The sequence below is a fragment of the Clostridium frigidicarnis genome (genome assembly GCF_900111985.1).
Lineage (GTDB): Bacteria > Bacillota > Clostridia > Clostridiales > Clostridiaceae > Clostridium_Z > Clostridium_Z frigidicarnis.
The window spans coordinates 53,241-71,236 of sequence record NZ_FOKI01000014.1 but is presented as its reverse complement, the minus strand read 5'-3'; the positions used below and the strand labels follow the sequence as shown (position 1 = coordinate 71,236).

15 protein-coding genes and 1 other annotated feature are annotated in these 17,996 nt (G+C 29.3%); of the genes, 11 read left to right on the top strand and 4 right to left on the bottom strand.

All coding sequences use genetic code 11. The features are described from left to right. The first annotated feature begins 242 nt into the window (after nucleotides 1-242). Nucleotides 243-502, top strand: a binding site (T-box leader). Nucleotides 503-544: 42 nt separating this feature from the next. From ileS to BM119_RS10250, 4 genes are all read left to right on the top strand, one after another. Next, nucleotides 545-3,670: an isoleucine--tRNA ligase gene (gene ileS / locus BM119_RS10265; protein ID WP_090041198.1), complete on the top strand. Its 3,126-nt coding sequence runs from the start codon at nucleotides 545-547 to the stop codon at nucleotides 3,668-3,670. A gap of 263 nt (nucleotides 3,671-3,933) precedes the next feature. After that, nucleotides 3,934-4,929 carry a LacI family DNA-binding transcriptional regulator gene (locus BM119_RS10260; RefSeq protein ID WP_090041196.1) on the top strand — a complete coding sequence of 332 codons (996 nt, stop codon included), beginning with the start codon at nucleotides 3,934-3,936 and terminating at the stop codon, nucleotides 4,927-4,929. A gap of 61 nt (nucleotides 4,930-4,990) precedes the next feature. Further along, a complete protein-coding gene (locus BM119_RS10255; RefSeq protein WP_090041195.1) occupies nucleotides 4,991-5,674 on the top strand; it encodes a M48 family metallopeptidase in 684 nt (227 codons plus the stop codon). Nucleotides 5,675-6,073: 399 nt separating this feature from the next. Then, on the top strand, nucleotides 6,074-7,450 hold the full coding sequence (locus tag BM119_RS10250; RefSeq protein WP_090041193.1) for an MATE family efflux transporter: 1,377 nt from the start codon (nucleotides 6,074-6,076) through the stop codon (nucleotides 7,448-7,450). Between the two features lie 32 nt (nucleotides 7,451-7,482). Here the strand turns inward: BM119_RS10250 and BM119_RS10245 are convergent, their stop codons facing one another. Both BM119_RS10245 and BM119_RS10240 read right to left on the bottom strand, forming a co-directional pair. Beyond that, nucleotides 7,483-7,668: a hypothetical protein gene (locus BM119_RS10245; protein WP_090041192.1), complete on the bottom strand. Its 186-nt coding sequence runs from the start codon at nucleotides 7,666-7,668 to the stop codon at nucleotides 7,483-7,485. Between the two features lie 15 nt (nucleotides 7,669-7,683). Continuing rightward, the gene (locus BM119_RS10240) at nucleotides 7,684-7,926 is read right to left on the bottom strand and encodes a metal-binding protein (RefSeq protein WP_090041191.1); all 243 of its coding nucleotides are present in this window, start codon (nucleotides 7,924-7,926) and stop codon (nucleotides 7,684-7,686) included. A 286-nt stretch (nucleotides 7,927-8,212) separates the two neighbouring features. Here BM119_RS10240 and BM119_RS10235 point away from each other — a divergent pair, with 286 nt between their 5' ends. The 5 genes from BM119_RS10235 to BM119_RS19860 all read left to right on the top strand — a co-directional run bounded on the left by BM119_RS10235 (nucleotide 8,213) and on the right by BM119_RS19860 (nucleotide 12,110). Then, nucleotides 8,213-8,788: a nucleoside recognition domain-containing protein gene (locus tag BM119_RS10235; protein ID WP_090041190.1), complete on the top strand. Its 576-nt coding sequence runs from the start codon at nucleotides 8,213-8,215 to the stop codon at nucleotides 8,786-8,788. A 27-nt stretch (nucleotides 8,789-8,815) separates the two neighbouring features. Continuing rightward, the gene (locus BM119_RS10230; protein ID WP_090041247.1) at nucleotides 8,816-9,337 is read left to right on the top strand and encodes a spore maturation protein; all 522 of its coding nucleotides are present in this window, start codon (nucleotides 8,816-8,818) and stop codon (nucleotides 9,335-9,337) included. Nucleotides 9,338-9,502: 165 nt separating this feature from the next. Beyond that, the gene (locus tag BM119_RS10225; protein WP_090041189.1) at nucleotides 9,503-10,225 is read left to right on the top strand and encodes an ABC transporter ATP-binding protein; all 723 of its coding nucleotides are present in this window, start codon (nucleotides 9,503-9,505) and stop codon (nucleotides 10,223-10,225) included. Beyond that, the gene (locus tag BM119_RS10220; protein ID WP_090041187.1) at nucleotides 10,218-11,882 is read left to right on the top strand and encodes a putative ABC transporter permease subunit; all 1,665 of its coding nucleotides are present in this window, start codon (nucleotides 10,218-10,220) and stop codon (nucleotides 11,880-11,882) included. Before BM119_RS10225 ends, BM119_RS10220 begins: the two co-directional genes overlap by 8 nt. Before the next feature lie 51 nt (nucleotides 11,883-11,933). Next, the gene (locus BM119_RS19860) at nucleotides 11,934-12,110 is read left to right on the top strand and encodes a glycine zipper domain-containing protein (protein ID WP_177199386.1); all 177 of its coding nucleotides are present in this window, start codon (nucleotides 11,934-11,936) and stop codon (nucleotides 12,108-12,110) included. A gap of 270 nt (nucleotides 12,111-12,380) precedes the next feature. On the opposite strand, the gene BM119_RS10215 is transcribed toward BM119_RS19860, so the two are convergent. Both BM119_RS10215 and BM119_RS10210 read right to left on the bottom strand, forming a co-directional pair. Then, nucleotides 12,381-13,733 carry an MATE family efflux transporter gene (locus tag BM119_RS10215; protein WP_090041185.1) on the bottom strand — a complete coding sequence of 451 codons (1,353 nt, stop codon included), beginning with the start codon at nucleotides 13,731-13,733 and terminating at the stop codon, nucleotides 12,381-12,383. A gap of 214 nt (nucleotides 13,734-13,947) precedes the next feature. Then, nucleotides 13,948-15,105, bottom strand: coding sequence for a dicarboxylate/amino acid:cation symporter (locus tag BM119_RS10210; RefSeq protein WP_090041184.1), 1,158 nt, complete (start codon nucleotides 15,103-15,105; stop codon nucleotides 13,948-13,950). A gap of 659 nt (nucleotides 15,106-15,764) precedes the next feature. Here BM119_RS10210 and BM119_RS10205 point away from each other — a divergent pair. Continuing rightward, nucleotides 15,765-16,955 (top strand): glycine C-acetyltransferase, encoded by a 1,191-nt coding sequence (locus BM119_RS10205; protein ID WP_090041182.1) that lies wholly within the window; start codon nucleotides 15,765-15,767, stop codon nucleotides 16,953-16,955. A 30-nt stretch (nucleotides 16,956-16,985) separates the two neighbouring features. Continuing rightward, complete coding sequence (locus tag BM119_RS10200; protein WP_090041180.1) at nucleotides 16,986-17,942, top strand: L-threonine 3-dehydrogenase; 957 nt, start codon at nucleotides 16,986-16,988, stop codon at nucleotides 17,940-17,942. Nucleotides 17,943-17,996 lie beyond the last annotated feature (54 nt).

The following is a 17,996-nucleotide window of genomic DNA, read 5'->3' as shown; positions in this document are numbered from 1 at the left end:
ATTGTGAAAATATAATTGAATGAAAACTCCTCAATCCAACATTTTTTTGAATGAAATTTTTTGTTGTTTAAATAAGTTAATAAAAATGATAGTGTAAATAAGCAAGATAAACCCACTATAATGCTTTCTAGTGTGAATAAATACAAAGCCAAACCTCCTAAGAATTGATATCTGTAATATAATATATGTATAGTTAAGTAACCTATTGACAATATTTTTCTAATATATTATCATTTAACTTAACAAAGGCTATGATTAGGAAAAGTACTTGAATTTGAACCTCAAAGAGAGTGGTAGTTGGTGCGATACCATAGGTAGGGTTTAGGGAAAATCACCTAGGAGCTGGGAGCTGAATTATAGTAAGCCACCTCGTAATTCTGCGTTAAAGGATAGAGTATATTATTGTACTTGAAATTAATGCTCTATTTTAAATATGATTTCAAAAAAAAATTTGTAGAGCAATTAACCATAGGTGGTATAGCGATTTAACTTCGTCCTGTAGGATGGGGTTTTTTTTATATATAAAAAGAAAGGAGAAATTTAAATGTACAAAAAAGTTGACTCTTCTAGAAGTTTTGTTGATATGGAAAAAGATATATTGAAGCTTTGGGAAGATAAAAATGTTGTAAAGAAAAATTTCAAATTAAATGAAGATGGTGAGTTTTTTACTTTTTATGATGGGCCTCCAACTGCAAATGGTAAACCACACGTTGGGCATATTTTAACTAGAGTTATGAAAGATATAATCCCTAGATATAAAGTTATGAAGGGATATAAGGTTATAAGAAAAGCTGGATGGGATACTCATGGACTTCCAGTTGAACTTGAAATAGAAAAAAAATTAGGGATTTCAGGTAAAGAGAAGATAGAAGAATATGGTGTTGAAAAGTTTGTTAAGGACTGTAAAGAGAGTGTGTTTACTTATGTGAGCATGTGGGAAAATATGACTAACAAAATAGGATATTGGGTTGATATGGAAAATCCATATGTTACATACCATAACAACTATATTGAGTCAGTTTGGTGGGCATTAAAGCAAATGTGGGATAAAGACCTTTTATACAAGGGACATAAGGTTATGCCATACTGTCCAAGATGTGGAACATCATTATCATCTCATGAAGTTTCACAAGGATATAAAGATGTTAAGGATGAAACTGCTATAGTTAAATTTAAGGTAAAAGGAGAGGATAACAAGTATATACTTGCTTGGACAACAACTCCTTGGACATTACCTTCAAATGTGGCACTTACAATAAACAAGGCTTATGACTATGTAGAAGCTAAGGTTGGCGAAGAAATATTCATATTGGCTAAGGATCTTGCACCAAAGGTTCTTGGAGAAGATTATGAAATAATTAGTGAATTCAAAGGTAAAGAATTACTTGGAACAGAATATGAGCAATTATTTAAATTCTATACACCAGAAGAAAAGGCATTCTATGTTATACATGGTGATTTTGTAACCTTAAGTGATGGTACAGGAATAGTTCATACAGCACCAGCTTATGGTGAAGATGATAGCTTAGTATGTAAGAAGAATAATTTACCATTAATAAATTTAGTAGATGGAGAAGGTAAATTTATTGATTGTGTTGAACCGTGGAAAGGGTTGTTTGTTAAAAAAGCAGATTCTAAAATAGTAGAATATATGAAAGAAAACAATATGCTATTTAAATCTGAAAAACATACTCACTCATATCCACATTGTTGGAGATGTGATACACCACTTTTATACTATCCAAGAGAGAGCTGGTTTGTAAGAATGACTTCTCTTAGAGATAATTTGTTAGAAAATAATAATAAAATAAATTGGTATCCTGATAACATTAGAACAGGAAGATTTGGAAAGTTCTTAGAAAATGTTATAGATTGGGGAATATCTAGAGATAGATATTGGGGAACTCCTCTTCCAATATGGCAATGTGAATGTGGTCATATAGATTGTATTGGAAGTATAGAAGAACTTAAATCAAAGGGTATAAATGTACCAGATGACATAGAGCTTCATAAACCTTATATAGATAATATTGATGTTAAGTGTGAAAAATGTGGAAAAATTATGAAGAGAACATCAGAGGTTATAGACTGTTGGTTTGACTCAGGTTCTATGCCATTTGCACAACATCACTATCCGTTTGAAAATAAAGAATTATTTGAGCAAAACTATCCAGCACAATTTATCTCAGAAGCAGTTGACCAAACAAGAGGATGGTTCTATACACTACTTGCGATATCTACAGCACTATTTGATAGAAATCCATTTGAAAATTGTATAGTATTGGGTCACGTTTTAGATAAAAAAGGATTAAAAATGTCTAAGTCAAAAGGTAATGTTGTTGATCCTATAGATGTTATAGAAACTCAAGGAGCAGATGCTACAAGATGGCATTTTTACACAGCAAGTGCACCATGGCTTCCAACTAGATTCTCTAAAGACGATGTTGCAGATGCTCAAAGAAGCTTTTTAGGTACATTCTGGAATGTTTATTCATTCTATATTTTGTATGCTAACTTAGATAATTTTGATGCATCTAAGTATGTAGATTTTAAATCAGAAAATGTAATGGATAAATGGATTTTATCAAAATTAAATACTTTAATAAAATCAGTAGATGATGATTTAAATTCTTATAGAATAACTCAAGCAGCTGAATCTCTAGAAGATTTTGTTGATGAATTATCTAACTGGTATGTAAGAAGAAATAGAGCTAGATTCTGGAGTGAAGAATTAACTGATGATAAAATAGGCGCATATTCAACTTTATATAAAGTACTTGTTGACTTATGTAAGATATCAGCACCATTTATTCCATTTATGACAGAAGAGATATACCAAAACCTAGTTGCAAATCTTAATAGCAATGCAGAAGAAAGTATACATTTATGTCTATGGCCAAAATATGAAAAAGAATTGGTTAATGAAAAATTAGAAGCTGAAATGGATATGGCATATTCTATGGTTAACCTTGGAAGAAGTGCTAGAAATTCTGCTAATATAAAGAATAGACAGCCGCTTTCAGAGATGCTTGTAAGTGTATCAACTCTTCCAGCGTATTATGGAGATATAATAAAGGATGAGCTTAATATAAAAGAAATTAAGTTTGGTGCAGATCTTTCATCATATGTTAATTTTGAAATAAAGCCTAACTTGCCAGTTTTAGGAAAGGCTTATGGAAAATTAATACCTGGAATAAGAAAAGAGATCTCTTCAAGAAATCAAATGGAACTTGCTGGGGCGATACAAAATGGAGAGACTGTAGTTATAAATGTAAATGGAACAGAAATAGAACTAAATTCTGAAAGTTTACTTGTAACAATGCAAGGGCTAGAAGGATATGCTTTTGCTGGAGAAGGTGAAATAGGAGTAGTTTTAGATACAACTATAACTGATGAACTTAAAGAAGAAGGTCATGTAAGAGAAATAATCAGTAAGGTTCAAAACATGAGAAAAGAAAGTGGATTTGAAGTTGCTGATAAAATAAATTTATATTTTGGAGACAATGATGAATTGATAAATATTGTCAAAAAGTTTGAAGACAATATTAAGAGAGAAACATTGACTGTTACTGTAAGATACAATGAAGAAATTTCATACAATGAATGTAGTATAAATGGTCAGACATTAAATATGGCTGTTGAAGTAATTAAGGCACATTCAAAAAAATAACAAGGTTAGTATGCTAGTCTATTTTGACTTTTTATTTTCTTTCATGTGCCTAAGTAACTTAAAAAATAAAAGTAACCATAATTCTATGGTTACTTTTTACATTGGATTTGCATAAAAACAGTGATAGTAGAGAAAATTAAGAATGACTACATAATAAAACCATATTTAGACATTGTATAAAACATGGTTTAAAAGTATAATAATGAACATAATGATAACGATATTTAAATTAATATGTAATTTTATGAATAGAGGTGAATTGTGTGGCAGCTTCAATAAAAGATGTAGCGAGAGAAGCAGGAGTTTCCATTGCAACGGTATCTAGAGTTTTAAATGAGGTTGACGTTGTTAATGAAGAAACTAAGAAAAAAGTACAAGAAGCTATAAAAAAACTATGTTATAGACCTAATATAGTAGCTAGAAGTTTAAAGACCCAAAGAACTAAGACTATAGGAATCTTAGTACCAGACATATCAAGTCAATTTTACCCAGAGGTAGTTAGAGGTGCAGAGGACGTTGCAAACATATATGATTATAATGTAATGTTATGTAACTCTGATTTTGATCTTGAAAAAGAAAAAGAATATTTAAAGGTAATGAGAGAAAAAATGGTAGACGGACTTATTTATATGAGTAGCTACTTAGATTCAGAAATGTTAGACCTTATAAATGAACTTCAAGTTAGTACAGTACTTGTTGAAAGTAAAGATAAAGAAGGAAAACTTCCGAGTGTAACAATTGATGGAGTTCAGGCAGCGTATGAAGGAACTAAGTATTTAATAGAAAAAGGAAATAAAAATGTGGCATTTATAGGAACTCATAAGGATAATCCTAATGCTTGGTCTGCAAGGTTTGATGGATATGTTAAAGCTTTAAAAGAGGCTGGTATAGAACCAAATGAAAATCTTATGTATTTTGATGATTTAAAAAGTAAAACTGGATATGATGGCGTAGAAAGTATACTTAAAAAATCAAAGTTTGATGCTATTTTCTGTTCATCAGATGAGATAGCTATGGGAGCTATAAATTCATTAAGGGATAAAGGAATAAGGGTTCCAGAAGATGTAGATGTAGTAGGATTTAATGACATATATACAGCATCTATATTTTATCCAAAGTTAACAACTGTTTCTCAACCAATGTATGACATGGGTTCAATAGCTATGAGATTACTTATAAAGCTTATAAACAAAAAACCAGTTGAGGAAAAACATTTTGTTTTACCTCATGAGTTAATTAAGAGAGATTCATGTAAATAGAAATTTAAAAAACTCTACAAAGATTTTTCTTTGTAGAGTTTTTTTTATAGTAGAGGTTAAAATGGAAGTATATATAGAGTTAAAAGGAAAAACATATAGATATAATCTTATTAAGAGTAAAAGAAAAACAATTGTATTAAAAATAAATAGTTTCGGAAAAATAGAAGTAAGGGCACCGTATAAGGTTTCGATAGATTATATAAACAGCTTTATAAATAAAAAAGAAAATTGGTTAATAAAAAATATTAATAGTATAAATGAAGATCTGGTAAGTGATAAAATATATTTTTTAGGTGATCTATATAAAATTAAAACAACAGAAGGACTATGTAATAGTTGCTTAATTGATAAAAATGAAATAAATATAATTCACAAAAAACATATAAATCCAAAAGATATTTTTATAAATAAATGCAAAGAAGAATTTTCTAAAATTATACAACCTATTATATATAAAAATGCAAATATGCTTTGTGTAAATCCAAACAAAATTAATATTAAAATATTAAAAAGTAGGTGGGGTAGTTGTTCAAGCAAAGGAAATATAAATTTAAATCTATGTTTGATAGGAGCTCCACTAAGTGTTATAGAATATGTAATTGTCCATGAACTCTGTCATATGATTGAAATGAATCATTCTAAAGAATTTTGGGATTTAGTAAAGAGATCTTATGGTAATTATGATAAGAGTGAGCTTTGGCTTAAAAACAATGGGATGAATCTTATAAACTTCTTTGTCTTATAGGAAAATACAAAGTTTAAACCTTTGGATAACTTTTAGAAATATAGAAAAAGTAAATTGGGGGTTGAGAATTGAAAAGTGAGAGGGAAGGATAAAATCTTCTTAAAAAGAGTTTTAAAACAAAAAATATTTTTAAGAAAATCTGTGGTTTTCAACAATAACTTGTAACTTAAGGCACATTCAAAAAAATAACAAGTTAGTATGCTAGTCTATTTTGTGTCATACTGCGTCAGTAATAATAGCCCATAGCTGTACTATGAACTAATATCACTTCCTTGTCTGACACAAAATATACATGGTATCTTGGATTTGTTATTTTCTTTCATGTGCCTAAAAATATATCAAAATATGATATAATTTATTATCTATTGTTAAATTAATATAATACAGAGGAGGAGTTATATGAATAAAGAAAGATCATATAGGTTAGCTAATGAAGATGTTAAAAAACTTTTAATTAGTTTTTCTATACCAAGCATAGTAGGAATGCTTGTAAATGCTCTATACAATATAATTGACAGAATGTTCATAGGTAAAATACCTAATGTTGGAGGACTAGCTATAACAGGGGTTGGATTAACCTTCCCTATAGTAACCATAATACTTGCATTTGGAATGTTAGTTGGAGTTGGAGCTGGAGCTACAGTATCAATTAGACTTGGACAAAAAAGAAGTGATGATGCAGAAAATATAGTTGGTAATGCTCTAAGTTTAGTTATTATTATAAACATACTTTTAAGTATAGCAGGACTAATATTTGTAGAACCAATATTAAGACTTCTAGGGGCATCTGATAATACATTAATATTTGCTCTTGAATATATTAAGATTATACTAGTTGGAGCAGTATTTAGTAATATAGCATTTAGCATGAATAATTTACTAAGAGCTGAAGGTAATCCTAAAATATCTATGATAACAATGATATTTGGTGCTATTTTGAACGTAATACTAGATCCTATATTTATATTTGTTTTTGATATGGGTATAAAAGGTGGAGCTTTAGCAACAGTTATATCTCAAATGGCATCGTCTGCATGGGTACTATATTATTATTTAAGTGGCAAAAGTGTTTTGAAAATAAGAAAAAAATATTTAATGCCTAGACTTAGTATAGTAAAGGATATTTTTGCAATTGGAATGGCACCCTTTGCCATGCAAATAGTGGCAAGTGTGGTAACTACTATATCAAACAGAACTTTAAATAAATATGGTGGGGATGCTGCAATAGGTGCAATGACCGTTATAAATAGTGTATCTATGATATTTCTTATGCCTATATTTGGGATAAATCAAGGAGCACAACCTATTATTGGATTTAATTATGGAGCTGAAAATTATAAAAGAGTTAAGGATACGTTAAAGTATGCGGTGATTGGAGCTACTACCATATGTTTATTAGGATTTGTTTTAGTACAGGCATTTCCAAAAACTATAATAAATTTCTTTAATGACGACCCTTTATTGGTGGAAATAGGAGTAAAAGGTATAAGAACATTCCTATTTATGCTTCCTATGATAGGATTTCAAATAGTCGGATCAAACTTTTTTCAATCAATAGGTAAGGCAAAGACATCTATTTTCTTAAGTCTTACAAGGCAAGTTATATTTTTGATGCCATTATTAGTTGTTTTACCTAGATTTTTAGAACTAAATGGAGTGTGGTTTGCTGGACCTACATCAGACTTTTTAGCATCTTTAGTAACAGCATTATTTCTTATTTACGAGATGAAACATCTAGAATATAAACATCAAGAACAATTAATAGGAGAACAATAAAAAGGAGCTGTGTATACAGCTCCTTTTTTATATTAAATTATACCTTCAGTTTTCAATATGTTTTCAAGCTCTTGAACTTTTTTAGATAAAATTAAAAACTTATTTCTTAATTTATCGGGAGATAAATTTTCTTCATCTAATACTTCTTCTAGAGATTCTACAGCATTTAATGCTTCATCGATATCTTGTTGAGCTAATTTTAAAGAGGTTTCTTTCATAAATACATTCTCCTTTTAGTTAAGTTTTGAATTGTTTTTGTTTGAAAAAGTTCTATCTATTATAAATGGTGCTGAAAAGTGAAATTGTTTCTCATGTCCACAATTTTCACAAATACATTGGCATACATCAAATGCCATACCATCTCTAAGAGAAATCAACGTGTTATCAGTTAAGTAATATCCTCCACATATTTCGCATGGAGTGTTATTTATAATGACAAATTCGCTTTCTATATATTTCATTATTTCCTCAATCATTTCATATATACCTCTCGTGTACCATTATAAATTAAATATTATCATTTCATAAATATTTATGCAACTTAAACACTAAAAAAACAAGTCTTATTTATGATAATTTAGTCATATTATTTATAGAACGAATCTTTATTCAGGTGATGTTTTTTAATATATAAGAAATTATAGAATTTTTCAAGTCTAAAAGGTTGATGAAATCTAAAGTTATAGAGATTTTTTATCATCTGAATGTTAGATGAGTTAATTGAGGGCTGTAGCCATAAAATAGATAAGAGGGGGATATGTAATGATAAATTATATTTGGTTTATTATGATTTTTTGTGGTGTGATTTTTGGAATATTTACGGGGAAAGGAGAAATTTTATCTAAAGGAATTGTACTAGCTGCAGGAGATACAGTTGAATTAGTTATTGGAATAATGGGTCTTATGTGTATGTGGTGTGGCGTAATGAAGATAGCGGAAAAAAGTGGATTAATGGATAAAATAGCAAGTTTATTAAGGCCAATATTAAAGCTTTTATTTAAGGATGCTTCTAAAGACCCAAAAGCACTAGGAGCTATAGTTATGAACTTAACAGCAAATATGATGGGGTTATCAAATGCTGCAACACCATTTGGGATAAAGGCAATGGAAGAAATGGATAGGCTAAATGTGGATAAAGAGAGGGCAAGTAATGATATGGTTTTATTTTTAGTATTAAATGCAGCTTGTATTCAATTCATTCCATCAACAGTAATATCAATTAGGGCAGCAGCCGGGTCAACGAATCCAGGAATGATAATTGTACCTGCAATAATAGCAACTGGATGTGCAGCCATAGTAGGAGTTACGGTATGTAAAATTTTTCAAAGATACTTTTGATTAAGGAGGAATCTGTCTATGGATATAATTAAATATGTAATGTCTTCTATAATACCAATAATAATTTTTTTGATTATTGTTTATGGAATGATAAAAAAGGTAAAAATATATGAAGCCTTTGTTGAGGGGGCAAAGGAAGGAATGGGCATATGCTTTAGAATATTACCATATTTATTAGCTATTTTAATAGGAATAAAAATTCTTAGGGAATCTGGATTGCTTGATTATATGATTATATTCTTAAATCCAATTGTATCTAAATTAGGAATACCTCCAGAAATAATGCCACTAATAATTGTAAAGCCCTTATCTGGAAGTGGTGCAATTGGAGTATTTACGGAAACAATAAAAACATATGGGGTAGACAGCAGAATTGGATTAATAGCATCTATAATAATGGGATCAACAGAAACAATTTTTTATACTCTTACAGTATATTTTGGTGCTGTTGGCATAAAAAAAATTCGACATACGTTATGGGCTGCAATAACAGCAGATATAGTGGCAATATTAGTTGCAGTAAGTATAGTTAATCTTTGGATGATGTAATTTACTTAAATTTATATTAAATTACAAATATATGCTTGAAAAGTGATTTTACAAACCATATAATACAACTTAATATATCTTTTAAGACATTATAGCTATTTTTTAAGAGTTTCTTAATAATTACTTAAGAAATAAATGTTAAAATTAAATAAAGGGGTTGGTGGAATGATTTGTGTAAAAAATATAACTAAAACCTACGGGGATAAAAAAGTTATAGATGATATAAGTCTGGATATAAAAGATGGTGAGATATTTGGATTCCTCGGACATAATGGAGCAGGAAAGACAACTACAATAAAAATGATTACGGGAATCACAAAACAAAATTCAGGAACTATTGAAATAAATGGTATAGATGTATTAGAAAATAGTCTTGAAAGTAAAAAGCAATTTGGATATGTATCAGATAGTCCAGATATGTTTTTAAGATTAAAGGGTATAGAATACTTGAATTTTATAGCAGACATATATGGGGTTTCTGAAGAAGATAGAAAAGAAAGAATAAAAAATTATGCAAATCAATTAGAGATGTCAGAGGCATTGGGAGATAAAATACAAAGTTATTCTCATGGTATGAGACAAAAGATTGTATTAATAGGAGCATTAATACATGATCCTTCTGTTTGGATTTTAGATGAACCATTAACAGGGTTAGATCCTAAATCATCTTATATACTTAAAGAAATGATGAGAGAGCATGCTGATAAAGGTAATACTGTATTTTTCTCAACACATGTACTAGAAGTTGCTGAAAAAATTTGTGATAGGGTTGCAATCATAAATAAGGGGAAAATTATATTTTGTGGCACATTAGAAGAGATGAAGCAACACTTTAAGAATAATAGTTCTTTAGAAAAAATGTTCTTGGAGATGACTAATAATGAGTAGGCTATTAGCATTAATAAAAATATCACTAAAATCAGGCAGCAACTTTTCAGGCAACAAAGGTGGCAATAGTAAGAAGGGAATAATTTCCGCTGTAGCTTTAGTAATAGTAATGATAATGTGTTTTGCAGCACCTATGGAAGCCATTGTTAGTACTTTGTATGATGGATTATCTCAAGTAGGACAAGAAGGAGTAATAATAGGATTAATAACCATAGCAGTATCTTTTACTATATTTATATTCGGAATAATTTATGTTATGGGTACATTTTATTTTTCAAAGGACATTGAATATTTACTCCCATTACCATTAAAACCTTGGGAAATAACAGTATCTAAGTTTATAACGGTTTTAATATATGAGTATTTGACAGAAGCAATAATATTAGTAATTCCATTAATAACATTTGGAGTTAGATCTCAGGCAGGAGCATTATATTGGCTTATATCTATAATAGTGTTTATAGTTTTGCCAATATTTCCACTTGTTATAGCAACAATTATAAATATTATATTAATGAGTTTTACAAATATAGGAAAACATAAAGAAAAACTAAGAACATTATTTGGAATAATAAGTGTATTTTTAGGAATGGGAATAAGTTTAACAATGTCAAAATTTTCTCAAAACATAGTTAAAGATCAAAGCAAATTAATAGAAATGATATCTAGTGGAAATAATTCAATGGTAGCAACTATAACGGCTATTTTTCCAACAGCAAAATTTTCGTCATTAGCATTGATAAATTCACAAGGAATAAAATCTTTTTATTATATATTAGCTCTTTTAGCAACTACTATAGCTGCTGTATTGATTTTTATTCTTATAGCAAATGCATTATATTTTAAAGGAGCTCTTGGAGGAGCTGAAGTAGCTGCAAAAAGAACTAACATGAAAAACTCAGAATTTTCAAAGGCTACTAAAAAAAATTCAATTATATTTTCTTATACAATTAAAGAATTGAAAATTTTATTTAGAACACCAGCTTATTTAATAAATTGTGTACTTATGTCTTTTTTATGGCCTATATTTTTGATTATTCCAATGGTATCTCAGGCAGGTGCTTTAGGAGAATTAACAACATATATGGATTCAGTAAAAAATTTGAATATTGATGGTACAATTTTGGCAATAGTAGTAAGTGTAATGTTTTTTATATCAGGTTCTAATATGGTATCAGCTACTGCAATATCTAGAGAAGGCGAAAATGTGTTTTTTATGAAATATATTCCTCTAAGTTATAAAAATCAAATTTTATCAAAGGTGTTGTCAGGGGGAATTTTATCTTTGGTATCTTTAGTATTTTTAATAGCAGCTTTAATTATGATTAAAATGGACATACTGTTTATTATGGTGTTTATAGTAATTTCTATAATAGCTGGACTAGTAGCTAATTTCATATGTATACTAGTAGATTTGAGTAAACCTAAATTAAAATGGGATAATGAGCAAATGGCAGTTAAGCAAAATTTTAGGTCTATGATATCCTTCTTTACATGCGCTATAATCGCGGGATTAAATATATTTATTTTTATAAAATCATCACTAAGTTTTTCAATAACAGCATTAATTCTTTTTATTGAAATGTTAGGATTGTTATTAATTTTAAATTACATTTTAAATTTAAAATGTAATAAGTATTTTGAAGATATAGAATAAAAAATATTAGGGGGGTGAAATGAGGGCTTGAAATTTTAGCCTTCAGAATTTATGGAAAAACATGCTGATTTAAAAAGAGATAACACTAAAGAAGTATGCTTAGGTATAGCATTTGGATCAGGTATAGGAATATTAGTAGGAATGTTTTTCGATAATATATCCCTCGGTATGACATTGGGGGCGTGTGTAGGAATTGTTATTGGGGGTACAATCGGATTGTTTAAATAACAGTTGTCCTATATCATTGTAGTAAAAAAGTTGTTTGGTTTAATACCAAACAACTTTTTTATTTTATAGGATATTATAAAATTTCGAATCTGTGGATAACTTTGATAACTATTAAAATACATAGATTTTTTACTTGATAATTGAAGGTTGTGAGTTGAGAGTGAAGGATAAATCTTCAACTTTATATTTAGGAAGTCCATGACTTCCAACAATAATCGTCAATTCTCAATTCTCAATTGTCAATTTAAAAAAGGGCGTAGCCTTTTGTACTTAAACAGTAGTTTTCAATTTGTTAAAATATTTTTTGAATAAGTAATATATAAGAAGTCCATCAAATATCCATTGTATAGTAGTGATCATCCATACATATATCACAGATAATTTTAAGAAATACACAAAATAAATCATAAAAGGAAGTCTTAAAACCCAACTAGAAATAAATGATACAATAAAAGGAGTTTTTACGTTACCAGCACCTTTTAAAGCACCACCAGCTATCATTGATATTCCCATAAAAGGTTGTTCTATAGCTGCTATCATTAAGCATATTGACCCTAAATTTATAACATCAACTTCAGAGCTAGTTATAAAGAGGTTAATTAATAATTTGGGCATTATAATAAATAAAAAAGAACATACAAGCATTATTCCAGAACCTAAAACTATTGATGTATGGGCATAGTCTTTAGCTTTTTCATAATTTTTTTCACCAACTTTATGGCCAACCAAAGTTGTAGCTGCTATGGCAACGCCCCATCCAGGCATAAAACTTATAGATTCTATTGTAGTGGTAATTTGGTTTGCGGCAAACTGAATTGTTCCTAGAGATATTATAAGAAAATTACTTATAAGTCTACTTATGCTAAAAGCTGCCTCTTGCATAGATGAAGGAACACTTAACTTTAACAAATCTTTAAGCATTTGAAATTTGAAATCACGTATATATTTGAAATTTATTTTTATTTTAGATTTATAGGCTACATAATAACAAATGAAACCAAAACCGCTTACTTGAGCTATAGATGTTGCTATAGCTGCACCTCTCACACCAAGTTCTGGAAAACCAAATTTCCCAAATATAAGTAAAAAATCTAAACAAATATTAATTACATTTATCATTGCAGATGCAAATAATGGTGTCTTTGTATTTCCAAATCCTCTAAGCATTGCATTTAAAGAATTCATAAGCATATTAAAAAATATACCTATAGAAGCTATCTTCATATACGGGGAAGCCATATTAATTACATTTTCTTCTGCGCCAGCTAATCTAAGAATAGATGAACTAAATAATAGTATAAACAAAGAAAAGAGCAAAGAAATAATCATTGTTGCACAAAATCCTAAGGTTGCGTATTCCTCCGCTAATTCATAATTTTTAGAACCAATTTTTCTAGCAACTAACGAGGTTATACCTACTGAAACACCAACAGCAATTAAAATATTTGCAAAGGTGTATATAATTTCGGTACTTAAACCAACACTACTTACTGCTAAATTGCCTCCATACTTACCAACCATCATAGTATCAAACACACCTATCATCATATAGAGAACCATTTCGCCTATTGCTGGTAAGGCAAGTTTAAGAACATCTTCAACTGTTTCTTTATGTAACCTCATAAATCTCCTCCTGTAGACTAAAATAACTCTTAATAAGCATATAAATATATAATATCACAACTTTGAGAAATTTGTAAAATATATGCAGATTAAGAGTTATATTTTTGTATATATGAGTTCTAAGTAGCAAAATTAATAATTTGTTAAGTTATCTTGTTATGAATTACTAAAATCTAGTTGAAATTAAAATCAATAAACTTTTTTAGAACATATATTAAATTTTTTTGTTAATTGAATCTACAATTAGTGCTATAGCATTGTCACCAGATATATTACAAGCAGTACCAAAACTATCTTGAGTTACATAAAGGGCTATCATTAAAGCAAGCAAGGCTTCATTGAAACCTAAAATTGACTGCAATACACCTAAGGCAGCCATTACAGCACCACCTGGTACTCCAGGTGCAGCTATCATAGTAACACCTAACATAGCAATAAATCCAAAAATTTTAGGAAAAGTAAAAGGCATATCATTCATAAGCATTATTGCTATTGAAAGACAAGTTAGTGATATTGTGCTTCCAGATAAATGAATTGTGGCACATAGAGGTACTACAAAATCTCTAATTCCTTTAGAAACCTTGTTTTTTTCAGCACATTGTAAGTTTATAGGTATTGTAGCTGTTGATGATTGAGTTCCTATAGCAGTTAAATATCCAGGAATTTGATTTTTAAGTAGTGTAATAAGATTTTTATGACTAATTATTGAGGCAACTGCAAACTGCAAAATAATTATTAAAAAATGTATAACTAAAATTATTAAAAATACCTTCCAAAATACAGATAGTATACTAACAATTTGTCCACTATAAGTCATATTTGCAAATATACCAAGTATATGAATAGGAAGTAATGGAATAATAAATTTTGCTATTGTATTTTGCATTATTTGTTGAAAGTCCGATGCCATGTTATAAAGAGTTTTTCCTTTAATGGATGCGATACCAAGACCAAGTAAAAAAGCAAGTATAAGTGCTGAAGTTATGTCCATTAAAGGTGGCATTTCAATTTTAAATAACGGCTCAAGTAAACTTTCTTCTGGATTTGAAGTTGTAGCTATTAATGCAGAATTTATAAACTTAGGAAATAAATTAGAGGAAACTAGATATGCAATAAGGCCAGCAACTAGTGTTGAAAAATAAGCAATTCCAGTAGTAATACCTAAAAGCTTTCCCGCAGTATTTCCTAGATCAGCAATACCACATACAATAAAGCCAATTATTATTAATGGTATTGAGAATGATAGGAAGTTTCCAAAGATTGAGTTAAAAGTACTTAAAATTTGTACTATTATTTTAGGTGCAAAAGTTCCAAGTAAGATACCTAAAATTATAGCGATTATTAATTTGTAAATTAGTCCAAGTTTTTTCATGTTTAATCCTCCCTGTTGTATAATTTTTCTTGTTATTTGTACATGTGTTTGTTTATGACGAACAAAAAAGTGCAAAAATAATGAGGTTAACGGACCTCTATAAATGATATTTGAATACATTGTAAGTTAAGATCCTGAAAAAATCAATAGAGAATATAGAAAAATAAGATTTATTAGTACATTAGGTGCAAAGTTTTAAAGTACTATAGGCAAAACTAAGGCACATGAAAGAAAATAACAAGTCCAAGATGCCATGTATATTTTGTGTCAGACAAGAAGGTGATATCAGTTCATAGCATAGACTATGGGCTGATATCGCTGACGAAGTATGCCACAAAATAGACTAGCATACTGACTTGTTATTTTTTTGAATGTGCCTAAAGTGATTATTAATTTGTGAATTAATCCAAAGTTTTATATATAAAAAAAACTAATAGTAAATATAGAAAAAAACTATCTAAATTTTCAGAAAATACAAGATAAAGAGATATAAGGAGGAAAACATTGTAAACATTAATAAAATAAAGAAAATTCAGAATCGTAGAACTTAACAATTATAAAATGGGTCTGATATAATGAATTTAAACACAATTTTCAATAAATGTTTGCAATTCAAAAACAATTGTAAGTAAATATAAATTAATTAGGGGGTTAAAGTTATGGGAAGTAAAGCTTTATCAAGTTTTTTAAAACAAAATTTAGATGATTTAAAATCAAAGGGCTTATACAATGAAATAAATATATTAGAAGGTGCTAACGGAGCAATAATAAAAATAGATGGAAAAGAATTAGTGAATTTATCATCAAATAATTACTTGGGATTTGCAACTAATAATGCAATGATAGAAAAATCTATAGAGGCAACTAAAAAATATGGAGTAGGTGCAGGTGCAGTAAGAACTATCAATGGTACATTAGAGATACATAGACAACTTGAAAAAAGAATAGCTGAATTTAAGCATACAGAATCAGCAATAGCATTTCAATCAGGATTTAATTGTAATGCTGGAGCTATACAAGCTGTAATGAATAAAAAAGATGCTATATTATCAGATGCACTTAATCATGCATCTATAATAGATGGATGTAAATTATCAGGAGCAAAAATATTAAGATATAAACATAATGATATGAATGATTTAAGAGCTAGAGCTAAGGAAGCTAAGGAAAGCGGCCTTTATGAAAAAATAATGGTTATAAGTGATGGAGTATTCTCTATGGATGGTGATGTTGTTGACTTGCCAGGTATGGTAAAAGTTGCTGAAGAATTTGACTTAATAACTTATATAGATGATGCACATGGATCAGGTGTTATGGGAAATGGAGCAGGAACAGTTAAACATTTTGGATTATCTGATAAGGTTGATTTCCAAATAGGTACTCTTTCAAAAGCAATAGGTGTTGTAGGTGGATATGTTGCTGGTTCTAAGGATTTAATAGATTGGTTAAAAGTTAGAGCAAGACCATTCTTATTTTCTACATCATTAACACCAGCAGCTTCAGCAGCATGTATAGAAGCATTTGATATTATGACTAAAAGTCCAGAAATAGTTGAAAAGGTATGGGAAAATGGAAGATATCTTAAAAAAGGTTTAAAAGGATTAGGTTTTGATATAGGACATAGTGAAACACCAATAACCCCTTGTATAATTGGTGATGAAAATTTAACTCAAAAGTTTAGCAAAAGATTATATGAAGAAGGGGTATATGCAAAATCAATAGTGTTCCCGACAGTGCCATTAGGAACAGGAAGAGTTAGAAATATGCCTACAGCAGCTCATACAAAAGAAATGCTAGATAAAGCTTTATCAATATATGAAAAAATAGGTAAAGAATTAGGCATAATTTAAAAATAACTTAAATAAATAGGGGGCAAAATTATGAAAAAGATATTAGTTACTGGTTGTCTTGGACAAATAGGATCAGAATTAGTACCACATTTAAGAAAAATATATGGTGCTGATAATATAGTAGGAACAGATATAAGAAAAGTAGAAGGATCAAAAGTTATAGAGGGTGGACCTTTTGAAATATTAGATGTATTAGATGCTAAGAAAATGGGTGAAATAGCTAAAAAATATAAATGTGATACCATAGTTCACATGGCTGCCTTGTTATCAGCTGTGGCGGAAGCAAAACCAGCATTAGCTTGGGAATTAAATATGGGAGGATTATTTAATGCGTTAGAAGTTGCAAGAGAAAATAAATGTTCTTTCTTTACTCCAAGTTCAATAGGTGCGTTTGGATCAACTACTCCAAAAGCTAAAACACCACAAGATACAATACAAAGACCAGAAACTATGTATGGGGTTACAAAAGTTTCAGGAGAACTACTTTGTGATTATTATCATAAAAAGTTTGGTGTTGATACAAGAGGAGTTAGATTCCCAGGACTTATTTCTTATGTAGCACCTCCAGGAGGAGGAACAACTGACTATGCAGTTGATATTTACTATAAAGCATTACAAGAAGGAAAATATAATTCTTATATAGCAGAAGGAACATACATGGATATGATGTATATGCCAGATGCATTAAATGCAGTTGTAAAGTTAATGGAATCAAATCCAGAAAAATTAATACACAGAAATGCATTTAATATAACAGCTATGAGTTTTGAACCATCTCAAATAGCAGCTGAAATTAAAAAACATATAAGCAGCTTTGAGATGACTTATGAGGTTGACCCAGTTAGACAGGGGATAGCAAATACATGGCCAGACTCAATAGATGATACTTGTGCAAGAGAAGAATGGGGATTTGAAAACAAGTATAACTTAGAGAACATGACAACAGATATATTAGATAAACTTAGAAAAAAATTAGATATTAAATAAATTACTATAAACTCCCTTTACTTGTAATAGTATGGGGAGTTTGTGTTAATTATA

Coding starts and splice junctions, on each gene's coding strand:
- ileS (WP_090041198.1), top strand. CDS start 545: ATGTACAAAAAAGTTGACTCTTCTAGAAGTTTTGTTGATATGGAAAAA.
- BM119_RS10255 (WP_090041195.1), top strand. CDS start 4,991: ATGGAAGTATATATAGAGTTAAAAGGAAAAACATATAGATATAATCTT.
- BM119_RS10250 (WP_090041193.1), top strand. CDS start 6,074: ATGAATAAAGAAAGATCATATAGGTTAGCTAATGAAGATGTTAAAAAA.
- BM119_RS10245 (WP_090041192.1), bottom strand. CDS start 7,668: ATGAAAGAAACCTCTTTAAAATTAGCTCAACAAGATATCGATGAAGCA.
- BM119_RS10240 (WP_090041191.1), bottom strand. CDS start 7,926: ATGATTGAGGAAATAATGAAATATATAGAAAGCGAATTTGTCATTATA.
- BM119_RS10235 (WP_090041190.1), top strand. CDS start 8,213: ATGATAAATTATATTTGGTTTATTATGATTTTTTGTGGTGTGATTTTT.
- BM119_RS10225 (WP_090041189.1), top strand. CDS start 9,503: ATGATTTGTGTAAAAAATATAACTAAAACCTACGGGGATAAAAAAGTT.
- BM119_RS10220 (WP_090041187.1), top strand. CDS start 10,218: ATGAGTAGGCTATTAGCATTAATAAAAATATCACTAAAATCAGGCAGC.
- BM119_RS19860 (WP_177199386.1), top strand. CDS start 11,934: ATGGAAAAACATGCTGATTTAAAAAGAGATAACACTAAAGAAGTATGC.
- BM119_RS10215 (WP_090041185.1), bottom strand. CDS start 13,733: ATGAGGTTACATAAAGAAACAGTTGAAGATGTTCTTAAACTTGCCTTA.
- BM119_RS10210 (WP_090041184.1), bottom strand. CDS start 15,105: ATGAAAAAACTTGGACTAATTTACAAATTAATAATCGCTATAATTTTA.
- BM119_RS10205 (WP_090041182.1), top strand. CDS start 15,765: ATGGGAAGTAAAGCTTTATCAAGTTTTTTAAAACAAAATTTAGATGAT.
- BM119_RS10200 (WP_090041180.1), top strand. CDS start 16,986: ATGAAAAAGATATTAGTTACTGGTTGTCTTGGACAAATAGGATCAGAA.